The sequence below is a fragment of the Mesorhizobium sp. WSM4815 genome (assembly GCF_055811575.1).
The window spans coordinates 1-16,004 of sequence record NZ_JBVVQS010000060.1; the positions used below are offsets into that span (position 1 = coordinate 1).

At 60.0% G+C, this 16,004-nt stretch carries 15 protein-coding genes and 2 pseudogenes; 8 read left to right on the plus strand and 9 right to left on the minus strand.

Translation table 11 applies throughout. The annotated features are described in order from the left end of the window. Positions 1 to 500: aminotransferase class I/II-fold pyridoxal phosphate-dependent enzyme (locus AC0L2B_RS00525; protein ID WP_473743687.1), on the minus strand; the 500-nt coding region annotated here is incomplete at its 3' end. Between the two features lie 281 nt (positions 501 to 781). Here AC0L2B_RS00525 and AC0L2B_RS00530 point away from each other — a divergent pair. Beyond that, on the plus strand, positions 782 to 2,854 hold the full coding sequence (locus AC0L2B_RS00530; RefSeq protein WP_473743689.1) for a putative bifunctional diguanylate cyclase/phosphodiesterase: 2,073 nt from the start codon (positions 782 to 784) through the stop codon (positions 2,852 to 2,854). Positions 2,855 to 2,968: 114 nt separating this feature from the next. On the opposite strand, the gene AC0L2B_RS00535 is transcribed toward AC0L2B_RS00530, so the two are convergent. Continuing rightward, the gene (locus AC0L2B_RS00535; RefSeq protein ID WP_473743691.1) at positions 2,969 to 3,394 is read right to left on the minus strand and encodes a MarR family winged helix-turn-helix transcriptional regulator; all 426 of its coding nucleotides are present in this window, start codon (positions 3,392 to 3,394) and stop codon (positions 2,969 to 2,971) included. Between the two features lie 115 nt (positions 3,395 to 3,509). On the opposite strand from AC0L2B_RS00535, the gene AC0L2B_RS00540 reads away from it, so the two are divergent. Further along, the gene (locus AC0L2B_RS00540; RefSeq protein WP_473611358.1) at positions 3,510 to 3,917 is read left to right on the plus strand and encodes a hypothetical protein; all 408 of its coding nucleotides are present in this window, start codon (positions 3,510 to 3,512) and stop codon (positions 3,915 to 3,917) included. On the opposite strand, the pseudogene AC0L2B_RS00545 reads toward AC0L2B_RS00540, so the two are convergent. Continuing rightward, positions 3,918 to 4,314: pseudogene (locus AC0L2B_RS00545) on the minus strand (oxidoreductase); the annotation flags it as partial. A gap of 130 nt (positions 4,315 to 4,444) precedes the next feature. On the opposite strand from AC0L2B_RS00545, the gene queF reads away from it, so the two are divergent. Beyond that, positions 4,445 to 4,906 (plus strand): preQ(1) synthase, encoded by a 462-nt coding sequence (queF, locus tag AC0L2B_RS00550; protein ID WP_128176886.1) that lies wholly within the window; start codon positions 4,445 to 4,447, stop codon positions 4,904 to 4,906. A gap of 104 nt (positions 4,907 to 5,010) precedes the next feature. On the opposite strand, the gene AC0L2B_RS00555 is transcribed toward queF, so the two are convergent. The 3 genes from AC0L2B_RS00555 to AC0L2B_RS00565 form a co-directional block, all read right to left on the minus strand. Then, on the minus strand, positions 5,011 to 5,517 hold the full coding sequence (locus AC0L2B_RS00555) for a hypothetical protein (RefSeq protein ID WP_473743692.1): 507 nt from the start codon (positions 5,515 to 5,517) through the stop codon (positions 5,011 to 5,013). Between the two features lie 4 nt (positions 5,518 to 5,521). After that, positions 5,522 to 6,001 carry a DUF3828 domain-containing protein gene (locus AC0L2B_RS00560; protein WP_473743693.1) on the minus strand — a complete coding sequence of 160 codons (480 nt, stop codon included), beginning with the start codon at positions 5,999 to 6,001 and terminating at the stop codon, positions 5,522 to 5,524. Between the two features lie 110 nt (positions 6,002 to 6,111). Then, positions 6,112 to 6,990 (minus strand): LysR substrate-binding domain-containing protein, encoded by an 879-nt coding sequence (locus tag AC0L2B_RS00565; protein WP_473743694.1) that lies wholly within the window; start codon positions 6,988 to 6,990, stop codon positions 6,112 to 6,114. 150 nt (positions 6,991 to 7,140) lie between these two features. Between AC0L2B_RS00565 and AC0L2B_RS00570 the strand changes: the two genes are divergently transcribed. Together AC0L2B_RS00570 and AC0L2B_RS00575 are read left to right on the plus strand one after the other, a co-directional pair. Continuing rightward, positions 7,141 to 8,379 (plus strand): aromatic ring-hydroxylating oxygenase subunit alpha, encoded by a 1,239-nt coding sequence (locus AC0L2B_RS00570; protein ID WP_473743695.1) that lies wholly within the window; start codon positions 7,141 to 7,143, stop codon positions 8,377 to 8,379. A 4-nt stretch (positions 8,380 to 8,383) separates the two neighbouring features. Beyond that, positions 8,384 to 9,451 (plus strand): FAD-binding oxidoreductase, encoded by a 1,068-nt coding sequence (locus AC0L2B_RS00575; protein WP_473743697.1) that lies wholly within the window; start codon positions 8,384 to 8,386, stop codon positions 9,449 to 9,451. A 164-nt stretch (positions 9,452 to 9,615) separates the two neighbouring features. Here the strand turns inward: AC0L2B_RS00575 and AC0L2B_RS00580 are convergent, their stop codons facing one another. Next, the gene (locus tag AC0L2B_RS00580) at positions 9,616 to 10,218 is read right to left on the minus strand and encodes a dimethylsulfoniopropionate lyase (protein WP_473743699.1); all 603 of its coding nucleotides are present in this window, start codon (positions 10,216 to 10,218) and stop codon (positions 9,616 to 9,618) included. A 46-nt stretch (positions 10,219 to 10,264) separates the two neighbouring features. Next, positions 10,265 to 12,301 (minus strand): oxidoreductase, encoded by a 2,037-nt coding sequence (locus AC0L2B_RS00585; RefSeq protein ID WP_473743701.1) that lies wholly within the window; start codon positions 12,299 to 12,301, stop codon positions 10,265 to 10,267. 147 nt (positions 12,302 to 12,448) lie between these two features. Between AC0L2B_RS00585 and AC0L2B_RS00590 the strand changes: the two genes are divergently transcribed. The 3 genes from AC0L2B_RS00590 to AC0L2B_RS00600 are packed head-to-tail and all read left to right on the plus strand — an operon-like array spanning position 12,449 to position 15,917. Further along, positions 12,449 to 13,078 (plus strand): TetR/AcrR family transcriptional regulator, encoded by a 630-nt coding sequence (locus AC0L2B_RS00590; RefSeq protein WP_027153879.1) that lies wholly within the window; start codon positions 12,449 to 12,451, stop codon positions 13,076 to 13,078. 15 nt (positions 13,079 to 13,093) lie between these two features. Then, positions 13,094 to 13,888 (plus strand): pyrroline-5-carboxylate reductase family protein, encoded by a 795-nt coding sequence (locus tag AC0L2B_RS00595; protein ID WP_473743703.1) that lies wholly within the window; start codon positions 13,094 to 13,096, stop codon positions 13,886 to 13,888. Between the two features lie 43 nt (positions 13,889 to 13,931). Further along, positions 13,932 to 15,917: an oxidoreductase gene (locus tag AC0L2B_RS00600; RefSeq protein WP_473743704.1), complete on the plus strand. Its 1,986-nt coding sequence runs from the start codon at positions 13,932 to 13,934 to the stop codon at positions 15,915 to 15,917. Here AC0L2B_RS00600 and AC0L2B_RS00605 read toward each other — a convergent pair. After that, positions 15,912 to 16,004 (minus strand): annotated as a pseudogene (locus AC0L2B_RS00605) (cobalamin-binding protein); the annotation flags it as partial. The gene AC0L2B_RS00600 and the pseudogene AC0L2B_RS00605 overlap by 6 nt on opposite strands.

Sequence of the window (16,004 nt, forward strand, 5' to 3'; positions counted from 1 at the left end):
GACTTCTTCAATTCCTCCTCGAGCGCCGCCATGTCGTTGTTGGCATAGCGAAAGCGTTTTGCTTTGGAGAGCCTGACACCGTCGATGATCGAGGCGTGGTTCAGCGCGTCGGAAATGACCGCGTCCTCCTCGGAAAGCAGCGTCTCGAACAGGCCGCCATTAGCATCGAAGCAGGAGCCATAGAGGATCGTGTCCTCCATGCCGAGAAAGCCAGAAATCGTCGCCTCGAGCTGCTTGTGCTCTTCCTGCGTGCCGCAGATGAAACGCACCGACGCCATGCCATAACCATAGCGGTCGAGTGCCTGCTTGGCCGCATCGCGCAAGTCGGCGCTATCGGCGAGGCCAAGATAATTGTTGGCGCAGAAATTCAGCACCCTCTCGCCGCCTACCTCGATCTTAGCCGATTGCGTCGAGGTGATCACCCGCTCGGATTTGTAGAGGCCGGCCGATTTCAGCCCTTGAAGCTCGCTGTCGATATGGGAGAGGAATGCCGCGCTCATGATCTGGCCCTGTTGAGATTGAATGGACTGTCGCCCCGCGCGGGCGAAAAATCCACCGCAAAAGCGACGGCTTCGGTGACCCGACGGTCAGTGGCCAGAATGCCGCCCCAGAATGCCGCGAAATGGCAGATGTTCAAATGCAGCTGCGGCGCGAAAGAAGGCGATAACCATTTTGCGAGCTTTCCACCGCCGCTGCTGTGTCGACTTCCGGAGCTGTTAACCTTTCAAGCCAATGGTTCTCATACCCAACAATCTGTCGGCGAGAGGGACCGCCCCAGAAAATGTCGCAGCAACCGATGCAAACCATTTCGGGCAAGCTCATATTGCTGATCAAGGCAGGCTATTGGCTGGCGCTGCTGATCATTGCAGCCATGGTGATGGCCTCCTTCATCCTTCTCCAGCAGATGATGGCTGGCCATCGGCACGACGACACGCTGCTCGATATTGTCGGCACGCAAAAGGTGCTGTCGCAGCGCATTGTCTTCCTTGCCAACGCGGCAGGAGCAGCTACGCGCAACCAACAACCGGCTCTGGTCACCGCATTCAAACAGGCCACGGCCGACTTCGAGAGGAACTACGACCTTCTGCTCGATCGTGTGGTCGCCGACCCGGCGTCACCGGCAAGGCTCGATCCAAAATCAGTCGAGAACGTCCTTTTCGCCAAGCCGTTTCATCTCGATTACTTCTCGGTCGGGCTTATCGCCAACGGCGAACGCCTGGTTTCGGCGTTTGAATCGCAACTCGGCATGGCCGACAATGGCGGCTACAAGGGTGGCGGCGAACGCGTCAACCTCGACGCTTCCGTCGCCAATGCGGCCCTGTCGGGCTATGCGGCACTCGGCCAGCGCATCAGCGCCCAAGCCGACGCGCGATCGGAGGGCCTTCTCGCTCTCCATCGAACGCTGTTCTACTCCACCCTCGGCGTCATCGTGCTGGTGGCACTTTTCATCTTCAGGCCGATGTCGAACACCATCCTGCGCAAGACGCGTGAACTGATCGATACCCGCAATTCCATGGCCTTCATCGCCGTGCATGACGGCCTTACCGGCCTGCACAACCGCACTTTCCTGACCGACCATTTCGATACGCTGATCAAGGGCGCGCAGCGCCGGCGGGAGCGGCTTGCGGCGGTCCACCTCGACCTCGACCGGTTCAAGCAGATCAACGACACGCTTGGCCACGCCGCCGGCGACTATGTGCTGGTGGTGACGGCGCAGCGCATGCGTGATTCCTGCCGGGCGTCGGACCTCTGCGTGCGTCTCGGCAGCGACGAATTCGTGATGATCCTCAACGGTGCCGGCGGCACCGAGGACATCAACACGGTCGCCGGGCGCGTCCTGTCGCAGATCAACGAACCGATCGTCTATCGGGGCGCGACCATCCTTCCGGGCGCCAGCGCCGGCGTCGCCGTCTATCCGGTCGACGCCGACAATGCGCAAGATCTGCTCGTCCATGCCGACCTCGCGCTCCACGCCGCCAAGAAGCAGGGTGGCGGCAGTCTCTCATTCTTCTCCGAGGCGTTGCGGCATGAACTCGACTACCGCAAGCGGCTCGAGCATGACATCAGGATCGCTATCGCGGAGAAGACGTTCCAGGTCTATTTTCAGCCACAGGTTTCGTTGTCGAACGGCACGATCGGCGGCATCGAGGCGCTGGTTCGCTGGAGACATGCCGAGCGCGGCATGATCGCACCGGGCGAGTTCATTCCCATCGCCGAGAAATGCGGACTCATGCCGGCGATCGGCCGCATCGTCATCGCCAAGGCAATCGGCGAGGCGGCGGAGTGGAACCGTGCCGGCATTGCCTTCGGACGGCTCGCCGTCAACGTCTCCGGCTCCGAATTGCGTGAGGCCAATTTCGACGCCTTCCTCTTCGGTGCGCTGGAAAAGGCTGGGCTGCCGCCACAAAAACTGTCGCTCGAGATCGTCGAATCCGTCATTCTCGACGACGAGAAGACCGGCATCGCGGCAAAGCTGCGGCACATCCGCGCCGCCGGCGTCCATCTTGAACTCGATGATTTCGGCACCGGCTACGCGTCGCTCAGCCACGTCAACCCGAACGAGATCGACAGGCTGAAGATCGATCGCCGCTTCGTCCAGAACATCAATGAGAACGGCGACAACACCAAGATCGTGCGTGCCATCACCGAACTCGCCCGCGGCCTTGGCATCTCGATCGTCGCCGAGGGCGCCGAAACCGAGGCTGAGCTCGATTCGCTGATGGCGATCGGCTGCGACCAGGTGCAGGGCTACTCGATCGCCTTCCCGATGCCGCAGGACCAGGTACGCGAATGGCTGGTCGCGCGGGCGCCGAAGAGAGCCAGGCTGACGGTGCTGCAGGGAAGGCTGGCGTAAGGCGCCAACCTGACACGCCGCTTCGGAAATGGCGGCCTGATGGGGTTACGGCCGGTCCGTAGCCGGCTGCCGCTACATTTTGGGCTCGCTGAACAATGCGTTCGGCAGTTGGGATCAATCGACATTCGCCCGCAGCGTCGCCAAGACTTCCGCGAACTCCGCCAGCCTGTCGTCGGACAACCCGGTCCGCAGCCGCTTGTCGAAGGCAAGGGCTGCGGTGCGCAATTTCAGGAACAGCGCCTCTCCCGCTTCGGTCAGCTCGACCTGATGGACGCGGCGGTTTTCCGGATCGCGGCGCCGGATCAGCAAACCTTGCGTCTCCATCGCGTTCAGATGGTGGGTCAACGTCGCGCCTTGGATTCCGATCATTCCGGCGAGCTCACGCTGGTTGGCCAGTTCGCGCGACTTGATCGACAACAGGGTGACCCAGACGGGCAACGTGCCGCCCGCCTCGACCAACGTGGCGTCGAAGGCCTGTGCGACAAGCTTTGCGGTGCGGGCGAGATTCATCCCGACTGGCGGGCGGTCAAAAAGCGTCATGATCCGACACTAGAGTAAGGGAAAGGCCGATGGAACTGGCCCTTGACTTTACATTGACATCTAATCATTTGATATCTAACTTTATGGCTGGCGGTAGGAAAGGAGGAATGCGGTCATGCAGTATGTCTACATCATCGTCCTCGGCCTTCACGTATTGGCCGGTGTGTTCTGGGCTGGAACGACCATCGCTGTCGCCCGCGATCCGGAGATTCGGATCGAACGGTTTTTCCGGCCGCAAATGAACGCGGCCGGCATGGTTTTCCTGACCGGCGCCCTGCTCTGGTATTTCTTCCACAGCGGCTCTTTCGGTTCGATGGAAATGGTTCTGGCCCTGGGTATCGCGACGGCCTTGATTGCCGCCGGTGTTCAGGGAGCGCTGGTCGGCTCTGCCAGCAGGCGGCTTGCCGGCACTGACTCGGCGACGGAAACGCAGTTGCGCGCGAAGATGACACGAGGCGAACGCATCGCTGGTGGGCTGCTGATCATCACCGTACTCTGTATGGCCACCGCCAGGATGTTCTGAGTAGGGCCTGCCGCAATCACGGTTCACTGGCGAGGCGGACAGACCGGCAGCCAGTCGGCCTTGTTCCAGCCGGTACGGCGACCGAGATAGGTGATCTGGATCATCACCTTGCAGTCATGCTCGTGGCAGGCATCGGCGAGTTCAGCGAGCCACGGCACGATGCGGTCGTCATAAACTTGCCGAAGGCGGCCGGGCTGTCGCGCGAGACGATCGCCGAACCGGCGGTCATGGTCAGCGCCATGCCGCCCTTGGCCTTTTCGGCGTGGTAGAGCCGGTAACGCTCTTTCGGCATGCCGTCCTCGGAAAAGGCCGGCTCATGGCTGGTCGACATGACCCGATTCTTCAGCGTCAAATGTTTGAGCTGATAGGGCTGGAGAAGCGGATCGCTGCTGGTCATCGTCTTCCTGTTTCAAATTGTGCTAATGAGCGGCAAATTTTTGTTTTGCGCATGTCGTACCCAAATCCGCGCACCCTCGGGTCGGGCCCGTGGGCAGGCTTTTGGGCGACATGCAGTAAGGAACCCGCCGATGACCGATACGAAAAACCTTACCCAGCTCGGCACCAACGTCGAGGCGCCACAGAACCCTGAAGCAGCAGTCCTGGAGACCGTGCCGTTTTCGCGCGGCGACGGGCCGCCGGCCATCGTTCGCTTCACCTGCCCGGAATTCACCTCGCTCTGCCCGGTCACCGGCCAGCCGGACTTCGCCCACATCGTCATCGACTATGCACCCGACACGCTGCTGGTGGAATCGAAGTCGCTGAAGCTGTTCATGACCTCGTTTCGCAACCATGGCGCCTTCCATGAAGAGTGCACCGTCATGATCGGCCGCCGCATCATCGCCGCGACCAAACCACTGTGGTTGCGGATTGGCGGCTATTGGTATCCGCGCGGCGGCATTCCGATCGACGTGTTCTGGCAGACCGGCGCGCCGCCGGAAGGCGCATGGCTGCCCGACACCGGTGTTGCGCCCTATCGCGGACGCGGCTGAATTCTGCTGCGAGATGTCCGGCGGGACAGCAGGATCGCCAACTCTGGTTTTCGATCGCCATCAGGCGATCGACGCTGTATGTCCCATCCTTCATCGGTCCCTTCTCACTCACACTGATATTGGCTGAGCGCCCATTCGCCGGTCACCGACAGAAGGTCCCATATCTTCCAGTCGCCGTCGACCTTTTTGAACTTCCATTCCAGCCGGTGCGGATTGCCGGCAACGACAAAGGCGACGATGACCTTGGCCTCATCGCCTTTGACCGTTTCAACGGTCTTCAGGCTGTTGTCGATCTCGGCCCTGTCGTACGCCGCATTGTCGAGCGCAATGTTGGGATCGAGGCATTCGCCCTGCCCCGATTTCCGCAGCGCATCGCTTTTGTCGAGCACCGACTTCGCGGGATCGACGAATTGGCTGCGCCGAGCCGGATCGAGCTCTAGCCCGACATGCTCGTAAAACGGTTTCACCACCGCCGTCGGCGAACCTGGCCGCAGCGGAGCTGCCCGTGCATTTTCTGCCGAGAGCGGCGCGCCGAACAGGCCCTGGCCAGCGGTGCTGCTCAAACCCGCGGCCAGCAGGCACGCAGTCGCCAGGGCCAGGATGCGGGCCATGGCATCACTCCGGAGTCTGGCCAGCCAGGCATTCGAGCGCACTCAGCGTCCAGCCGCTGGTCTTCGAGGTGATGTCGGAAACCTTCCACTGGCCGTCGACCTTCTTCAACGACCAGACCATTTCGCGTTTGGATTCATCGCCTTCCGGGAAAAGGTTGAACGTCACTGTCACGTTGGCGCTGTCGCCATCCACTGCTTCGGACAGCTTCAAAGTCTTGGCGACTGTCTTCTCGTCAAAATCCTGCGCGTCGAGACCGGGGGCGAAGTCGATGCAAGGCACCTCGTCCGGCTTGTTTTTCTGCGCCTGGTCGTTGAGGTCGAACAGCTTTGTCACCGGCTCGGTGAAACGGTCGCGGTATTTCGCGTCGGCCTCGAACTTGACCTCGGGCATGTAGAAGAACTTCACCGCATTGGAGGCCGGCCCGGCCAGGGCGGCCGCGGGCGCTGCGATCGAGAGAGCGGCGGCAAGCACAGTCAGTCTCATCCGATAATCTCCAGGCTTTCGTGGTGGAAACCCGTTCAATACCACGAATCCATAGCGAGCGCGGTGACGTGAAGCCGCCCGAAGAAGTCAGCGAGCAAGAGAGCAGCTGCTTAAGAGCTTTCGGCGAGCCAGCTCGCAAAAAGCCGCGCTTTCGAACCTGCCCTGAGATGGATTTTCAGATAAAATGCCCTGGGTGAGGGAATGTTGTCGGGTACAAGTGTGACCAGCCGGCCCTGTTCCATCAGGCTTTTGACCAATCCATCCCACCCCAAGACCGCCCCGATATCATCCTGGGCGGCCTGGAGGGCAATCATGTAGTTGTTCACGCTAAACCTGCGGCCTTTTGGGATGGTGTGTCCAAGCGCTTGAAACCACTCCGGCCAGTTCGTCCAGTCGGTTTCCTCGTTGTTCATATGAATCAAAGGTGCCTTGAGCAGATCCTCAACTCGGTCAATGCCGTGCTCGGCGGCGAATTTTGGAGTTCCGAGCGCGACAATGCGATCTTGAAAAAGTTTGTGACATTCTTGAAGATTCTCCTGCGCATCCCCGTATTGAATACTTAGATCGCAGCGGGCGGCTATTGCGGGAACATCGCTGACGATCTGCGAGACAGTGATGGTGGGATGGCTCTTCCAGAAGGCTGAGATCTTCGGTGTAAGCCATAGCGAACTGACGGCCGTCGTTGTCCGGATGGTCACGTCAGCGGTTTCCGGGCGATCGCGCATGTGAGTGACGGCGTCGGAAATCGTCTCAAGCCCGCGCTGCACGGCAACGAACAGGAACGCCCCTTTCTCAGTCAATTCGACGCCGCGGCTCAAGCGCAGGAACAGGTTGCATCCCAAGTCACCCTCAAGCGCCTTGATCTGGTGGCTGATCGCCGCGGGCGTCACATTCAATTCCTGGGCGGCGTTTTTGAAACTCGCATTTCGGGCGGCTGCCTCGAAGCAGATGAGAGCCGTCACCGAGGAGAGATCGTACGGTCTTGGCATCAACGCTTCTTCGGACCCGCTTTTTGGATGGCTTGCTGAGTGCAACAGATTAGCTGAACTAAACTGTTCTGAAAATAAGTGCTATTGCGCAAAAGGCGTCCAGGCAAGAAAATTTCATCTCAAATGTGCACGCCATCTATGGAATTCCGCATGAACGCCCCCTCGCCCTCGATCCAAGAGTTGCTAGCGCGCCGCGTCTCGGGCTATGCCCTTGAGCAGCCCTTTTACACTTCGCCGACGATTTACCAGCTCGATCTCGAGCACATCTTCTACCAGGAATGGCTCTACGCGGCCCCGGCATGCCAGCTTGCGAAAGCTGGTAGCTACGTGACGATCCGCGTGGGTGCCTATGAGGTGGTCATCGTGCGCGCCCGCGATGGTGAAATCCGCGCCTTCCACAATTCCTGCCGCCATCGCGGCTCGATGATTTGCAAGGCGCGCGAAGGCCAAGTGGCCAAACTCGTCTGCCCCTATCACCAGTGGACCTATGAGCTTGACGGCAAGCTCATCTGGGCAAATGACATGGCGCCCGACTTCGACATGTCCAAACACGGGCTGAAGCCGGTCCATCTGCGCAATCTTGCCGGCCTGATCTACGTCTGTCTGTCCGCTACGCCCCCAGACTTCGAACCATTTGCCGACCTGGCCCTTCCCTACCTAGAGGTCCATGACCTCAACAATGCGAAGGTCGCGCATACGTCGACCATCGTCGAGAAGGCCAACTGGAAGCTTGTGTGGGAAAACAATCGCGAATGCTACCACTGCAGCAGCAACCACCCGTCGCTCTGCCGCTCCTTCTCGCTCGACCCGGACGTCGCCGGGGTGTCTACCGACGGGTCGGTCTCGGCGACCCTCCAGGCGCATTTTGACCGTTGCGAAGCCTCAGGCGCGCCGGCACAGTTCCGCCTTGGCGGCAGCGGCCAATTTCGCCTGGCGCGGATGCCGCTGCAGCAAAAGGCGGTGAGCTACACGCTCGACGGCAAGACTGCCGTTCGCAAGAATCTTGGCCGGGTGGCTCTGCCCGAAGCAGGCTCGCTGTTGATGTTCCATTATCCAACGACCTGGAGCCACTTCCTGCCGGATCACTCCTTGACCTTCCGAGTCACGCCAATCAGCGCCACGGAAACCGAGGTCACCACCACCTGGCTGGTGAACAAAGATGCCGTCGAAGGGCTCGACTACGACCTCAAGCGCCTGACCGAGGTCTGGATTTCTACCAATGATGAAGACCGTGAGATCGTCGAGACCAACCAGCAAGGGATCTTCTCTCCTGCCTATGTTCCCGGACCATATTCGCCGGTTCAGGAAAGCGGTGTGACCCAATTCGTCGATTGGTATGCGAACTGGCTTGAGCGTTCTCAGGCCTCGATGCAATTGGCCGCGGAGTGAACCAATGAACGTGGTCGCAAGACCCAGGCTGGTTTTCTGGACCGACGCGGAAGAACTCGAATGTGCCTCCTTTCTTCCGGAGGCGCCGAACGTCCTGACCTTTTGTTTCCGGTCGCCGTCCGGAGCGCTGTTCAATTTTGATCCAGGGCAGTTCCTCACTTTGGAACTGCCCACTCCCGGCGGTCCGATCTACCGGACCTACACGATATCCTCATCTCCGTCGCGGCCGACCTCGCTGACCATTACCGTAAAGGCGCAAGCCGACCCCGTCGGAACGCAGTGGATGTTTGACAGCCTCCGTCCGGGAATGCGCCTGCGGACAATAGGTCCGGGGGGCACCTTCTCGATGGCGCATCAGCCAGCCGAAAAGTATCTTTTCATCTCAGCCGGTTCGGGCATCACACCGATGATGTCCATGACTACACATCTGTATGATTCCGGAGTTGATCCGGACATCGTCTTTGTCCACTGCGCGCGCCGCCCTTCTGAGATCATCTTCCGCGAACGGCTGGAGCATATGGCGTCGCGCGTAACTGGCATCGACCTGAAATGGGTGGTTGAACAGACCGATCCATACAGGCCGTGGACCGGCTACAGAGGCATGCTCAACCAGTTGATGCTCGGACTGATGGCGCAGGATTATCTTGATCGCGAGGTTTTCTGCTGCGGGCCCGAGCCCTTCATGCAAGCCGTGCGCGAGGCGCTGGCCGGTCTCGGTTTCGACATGGCAAATTACCATCAGGAAAGCTTCCGCGCGCCGCTTCCTGAGGCCGAGAAGGTCCCGGATGACTTCGTTCCCGCCGAGAACAACGAGGCCGAGATCGAATTTGTCCTATCCGGCGTCTCGGCGAAATGCGTCGAGACGGATACGATCCTGGCTGCGGCACGGGCTGCCGGTCTGGTGATCCGATCGGGTTGCAGTATGGGGATATGCGGGACATGCAAGGTTCGCAAAATCGATGGCGATGTGCATATGGTCCACAATGGCGGCATCACCGACGAAGAGATTGCCGACGGCTACATCCTAGCTTGCTGTTCTAATCCGGTTGGCCGTGTGAAAGTCGAGATATAGCAGCCATTTCGCGATCTTTGATCAAGGCGCTTCTTCGAAATCGGCAGCGCCTTGACGGTCCGCGGCCAACCGAAGTCGATGATGAAGCTATTGATGAGCCACGCGCTTCACCCGCAAGGCGGTCTTGGCTCTTCCTCGGCCCGGTAGCCGGGTTTCGGGCAAGCTCAGTGATGCGTCTGGTCCACCAACAGCGCCCAGAATGCGAACAGCGGCCGATCCAGCGATCTCATTGCGTGTTTGATGCCTGGCGGATTGTAGAGTGATCCACCGATGCCGGGCGAAAACCAGTCCCTGTCAGCCTGCTTGAACTCGCCATGCGAGAACACGAGGTAGGTTTCTTCCGGCGGATGATCGTGGTCGGGATACCGGACGTGAGGAGCCATCAAGGTGACGCCGAGCCACAGATCGTTTCTGTCCTCGAGGCCGCCCGGGCCAAGGATCATCGCGTTGGCGTGACCGTCGCGGAAATTGCTGCTGGCAGACGGGGCGGGATTTGATTTCAGCCGCCATTCGAGCAGCGGCTCGATCGCCTTGAAGCGCTCAATCAAGTTGCGGAGCGTAGGCGGGATCGCCTCTTCCGCCAACGCCGGGCCGAGATAGGAACAGACCGGCAAACGGCTCCCGGCCCTAGTCTTTTCAGGCCCGGGAACCTCCGATTGCGCGAAGAGCTGGATGATCGATCTGCGCGATCGCAGGTCGTGTGAGAACTGGTCGAAGGCCACGAACGCTGTGTCTAAAGAATATTGCACGGCCTCACTTCTGTTCATCTTTCAGCCCTTGTTGTGAGCGGACGCTATGGTCCGTTGCCGGACGTTAGATATCTTTCGCCAGTCGCAGGGCGTCGTAAATCGCGGCGTGGGTGTTGCGAGCTGAAACGGCGTCGCCGATACGAAAGAGTTGGAATTGGCCCTGCGCATTCCGCACCACCGACTGCGGCTGCCCGGCGATGAGCTCATCTTGCGAAATCTCTCCGTGATTAGTCGATTTCGGTTTCAGTTCGAAATAGATGTCGTCCAGCGGAATGGTGCCGTGATTGACGACAACCTGATCCACGACGCGCTGTTTGGATATGCCGCCGTAGTCACTGCCGACATTTGCAATGAGCTGATTGCCATTCTTTTCAACTGACTCGAGCCGATAAGTAACGGTGAAGGTCACATCGAGTTTTTGAAGAGACCTCATATAGGGCACGAGGTTCATAGCCATGACCTCGGGTGAGAATGACCGGTCCGGTGTCATGATTTCAACCTTCGCTCCGGCGCCGGCGAGGAATTCCGCGGCCTGGAGTGCCGCGTGGTCACCGGCGTCGTCGAAGATGAGGACATTGGTTCCCGGCTTTGCGTCTCCGGAGATGATGTCCCAAGACGACACCACGAACTCGTTGCCCTTGGAAAGGACGTCGGTGTGCGCCACCCCGCCCGTTGCGACGATGACAACGTCCGGATTTTCCGCCTCGATGGTTTCGGCTTCCGCCCAGGCATTGAACCTGATGGTCACTCCATGTTTTTCGCACTGGGCCATGCGCCAATCGATGATGCTCATCATCTCCTTGCGGCGCGGGCTCAGCGCTGTCAGCCGGATCTGCCCTCCAGGGTCGCTGGCGGCCTCGAAGACCACGACCTCGTGTCCCCGCTCACCCGCCACGCGGGCGGCCTCGAGGCCAGCCGGACCTGCACCGACGACGACAATCTTCTTGCGGCTGTCGGCCTTGGCGACAATATGCGGCATGGTCAGCTCACGGCCGGTCGCGGCGTTGTGAATGCAGTATGCCGCCCCGCCCTGATAGATACGGTCAAGGCAATAGTTAGCGCCCACGCAGGGCCTGATTTCGTCTTCGCGCTTTTCGATGATCTTGCGCACGATGTGGGGGTCGGTCATATGCGCGCGCGTCATGCCGATCATGTCCACCTTGCCCGATGCGATCGCGTGGCGGGCAGTCGCCACATCCGGTATTTTCGCTGCGTGGAAAGTTGGGAAGTTGGTCGCGGCACGAATCTCGCCGGCAAAATCAAGATGCGGCGCATTCGCCATTCCCTGAATTGGAATGACGTCCGTCAGGCCCGCATCGGTATCGATGTGCCCGCGGATCACGTTGAGGTAATCGATCAGTCCGCTTTCCTTGAGACGCTTGGAGATTTCCATGCCCTCGGACTTGCCAGTGCCACCGGGGAGACGTTCATCCGCAGTATATCGCACGCCCAGGATGAAGTCCTCGCCGATCCGTGACCGGATCGCCTTCAAGACATCCATGCAGAAGCGCATGCGGTTATCAAGCGAACCGCCATAAGGGCCGTCAAGTTCGTTCGTGAGAGGAGACGTGAACTGGTCGAGCAGGTGGCCGTAAGCCTCCAACTCGACGCCATCCATCCCGCCCGCCTTCATCCGCTCAGCGGCGTCCGCAAAGTCCTTGATGATGCGCTCGATATCCCAGTCTTCAATTTTCTTGGGAAACGCGCGGTGGGAGGCTTCACGATGATGGGACGGCGCCAGAACGGGAAGCCAGTCACCTTTGTCCCAGCGTGTACGCCGTCCAAGATGGGTTAGCTGGATCATGATGGCGGCGCCCTCTTCGTGCACCGCATCTGTCATCTGCCTGATCCACGGCACGATCTCGTCCTTGTAGGCGAGCAGGTTGTTGAAAACCGGGGGGCTGTCCTTCGAGACCGCAGCGGACCCGGCTGTCATCGTCATCGCCACACCGCCCTTCGCCCTTTCAACCGTATAGGCGAGATAGCGCTCCTTCGGCATCCCGTCCTCCGGATAAGCCGGCTCGTGGGAGGTCACGATGATGCGATTGCGCAGGGTCAAATGCTTGAGTTTGTACGGCTGCAGGAGGGGATCGCTCGACATCTGACGGACTCCGGGCTGAGATGGCAAGTGCGAACGTTATCGAAAATGTACATGCATGTCAAGTTTCGCTTCTGCGAAGTCGATAGAGTCGACATGTGTGTACATTTTGCTGGTTTTCACTTTGATATTTTGTTAGGCTGATCACTCATGGAGCAAATTTCGAACGATAGCGGATGGCGCGGATCGCCGGAGGGGTGGCTTGAAGCCGCCTACGACCTGCTTCTTGAATCCGGCGTCGACACGGTGAGAATATCGCCACTGGCCAAGAAATTGGGCCTGTCGCGCACCAGCTTCTATTGGTTCTTCAAGGATAGAGAAGAACTGTTGGCTGCCCTCGTGACCCGTTGGCGGGACAAGAACACCGGCAACCTCGTCAAGCAGGCTGAGGCATATGCCGAGACGGTCGCCGAAGCGATGCTGAACGTTTTCGACTGCTGGCTCGACAAATCCTTGTTCGATTCCCAGTTCGAGTTCGCAGTCAGAAGCTGGGCGCTTCAATCCCCTGACATCCTGGCGGAGGTGCAGAAAGCCGACCAGACGCGTCTCGATGCGTTGAGCCAGATGTTTGTCCGCTTTGGTTACGACGAAGGCTCAGCCGATGTTCGAGCGCGCACCATCTACCTCGTGCAGATCGGCTACATCTCAATGCAGACCAGCGAAGATCTCGCGGACCGCATGAAGCGCATTCCCGGGTACGTGGAGATTTTTACAGGTAAGGCCCCGCGGAAGCGCGAACTCGACCGGTTCTTCGCCAGACACGGCCATTCGGCGGGCTGAGGAAGCGTTTCGACAATGGGTGAACCCTTGAGCATCGGAATAATCGGCGGAGGTGGCTGGCTTGGACGCGCTATCGCCGAGGCCATCATTGATGCGCAAACAGTCGCCGCAGAGCACCTGACGCTCTCTCATCGAAGTGGGCAACCCGACTTTCTGCCAAACGCTACATGGACCAGGGACAACCAGGAACTGGTGGATCGATCTGATGTCATCATCGTCTCGGTCCGGCCCCAGGATTGGCCTGCCATCGACATTACTGCGTCCGGCAAGCTCGCCATGTCGGTTATGGCCGGGATCACTCTCGACCAACTGGCGGGACGTCTTAAAACCGACCGCGTCGTCCGCACGCTTCCGAATGCAGCGGCAGAGGTGCGGAATTCCTATACTCCCTGGATAAGCTCTCAGGGCGTCACCGCCGATGACCGCAATGTCGTTCGCCGGATTCTGGAGGCCTGTGGCGCTGCCGATGAAGTCAAAACAGAAGCAGATATCGACTATTTGACGGGCCTCACCGGATCCGGTCCAGCCTTTCCGGCGCTTTTGGCGGCGGCGATGATGGACGACGCCCTCAGCCGAGGAATGGATCCAGATATTGCCCGGCGGAGCGTCAGCGCGGTGCTTGTTGGAACCGGAAAACTCCTCGAGGCTCGCGCAGACAATCCCCAAGATATCGTCCAGACCTTCCTCGACTACCGCGGCACCACCGCGGCAGCGATCGAGGCCATGCGGGCAGCCGGGTTTGAATCTGCCGTGGCAGACGGCCTTGCCGCGGCGCTCCAGAAATCCGTGACTATGGGACAAGCCACCTGACTGCCGAACGAGCCGGGCCTCCCTCCGACCGCTGGTGAGAACTATGTCAAAACTCTTTCCGCATCTGTTTTCACCTGCAAAGCTAGGCAGCCGCACGCTCCGAAACCGGATCGTGTTCGGGGCTCATACCGCCAACATGGCCGAAAATGGCGTGCCGACCGAACGGCACGTTGCCTACTATGCCGAGCGAGCGCTCGGTGGGGCCGGCATGATTGTTGTCGAACCCATGCCCGTCCATCGGGCCGCCGTATTGACACGCGGCAATTTTCGACCGGGCGACGACAGCGTCATTCCTCATTTCCAGCAGGTCACACGCGCAATCAAGGACCACGGGGCGATGGCCATCCAGCAGCTCTATCACGTCGGAGCGCACGGGGATTCGGACAACTCATTTCATGCGCATTGGTCGCCCTCGGGCCTGCCGAGCTATCATGACAGCGACGGTTCCCACGCCATGTCCGAGGGTGAGATTTGGGAAACCATCGACAGCTTCGTTCAGGCGGCGCGCCGCTGCCAGGAAGCCGGTTTCGACGGCGTCGAAGTCTGGGCTGCCTATCTCGGACTGGTCGATCAGTTCTGGACGCCCTGGACAAACCGACGCGAGGACCAATGGGGAGGGTCGCTCGACAACCGCACGCGGATCTCGCGCGAAATCCTAACCCGCATCCGCGAAACATGCGGCCTCGATTTCATCATTGGACTCTCGGTCAGCGACGAACCTGATTACACAGTCGCGCTCAGTCGCCAGGAACTGGCGGAGATCATTCGGCTGCACGATGAGCAGGGGCTGATCGATTACGTGACCTGCGGCACCGGCAGCTACCTCGACTTCTACAAGATAATGCCGACGTTTCTCTATCCGGAGAAGCTTGGCGCCGATCTTGCGGCGACCCTCAAGGCCGTGGTCAAGACGGCCCTCGTGGTCGCCGAAAGCCATATCAGGACGCCTGAAAACGCCGAAACCGTGCTCGGCGAGAAAGCTGCAGACCTGGTGTCGATCGTCCGGGGCCAGATCGCCGATCCGCATCTGGCACGCAAAGCCGCGGCAGACCGGCCCGAGGATGTGCGCGGATGCATATCCTGCAACCAGATGTGCTGGGGCCGTCGTTCGCGCGACTACTGGATCAGCTGTCTTGTCAATCCCTCTGCGGGGCGCGAGTTTGAATGGGGTGGTGACCGGTTCACGTCCGCTGCCATCAAGAAACGGGTGCTTGTCGTCGGCGGCGGTCCCGCCGGCCTCGAGACGGCTCGGGTTGCCGCCGAGCGAGGGCACGACGTGGTGCTGGCCGAAGCCTCCAGTAGGCTGGGCGGGAACTTTCTGCTCGCAGGACTGCAGCCGCGCCGCGGGCAAATCCTCGACCTTCTCGGGTGGTATGAGCGCCAGCTCAGCAAACTGAATGTCGACGTACGACTGAATACCTACGTCGAGGCGTCGGAAATCGCCTCTTTCCAAGCTGACACCGTCATCCTGGCCACGGGGTCGGTGTCTCCCGAAACCGGCTTTCAGAAGGCTCTGCCGGCAATGCCGAGCCTGCCAGGCATAGAAAAGGGCAATGTCTTCTCGATCGAGTCCGTCATGGCCCGCGTTGTGCGGCCGGGCAAGCACGTGCTTTTGCTCGACGAGGGCGGAGGCTGGCGCGGTTGTGGCACGGCCTGGAAACTTGCCGAGGATGGCCATCAAGTGACCATTCTCACACCCGACCCGTTGGTCGGCAAGGAGCTGCAGCGAACGGCTGCCGATTTCCCGCTGCGACGGACATTGCGCCAGCTTGGCGTCACATGGTTGTTGGATGTCAGCGTGCTGGAATGGCACGGGGATGGCGTGACCATCGTTGACCACAACACCCGTGAAGAGAGCTTTGTGCCGGGCGATTGCCTTGTTCTCGCAACCACCAATGTGGCGGCGAATTGGCTGGCGAAAGAGTTGGAAAGCACGTCCCAGCCTTTCATGGAGGTCGGCGACGCCGTCGCTCCGCGCCAGGCGCCCTACGCCTTCCACGAAGGACGGAAAGTTGCCTTGCGGCTATGACACGCGCACATTGTGCTTGCGCTTCATAAAATCCTTGGCGGTTTCGACTGCCACGGCCGCGTCGCGGCAATAGGCGTCGGCGCCGAC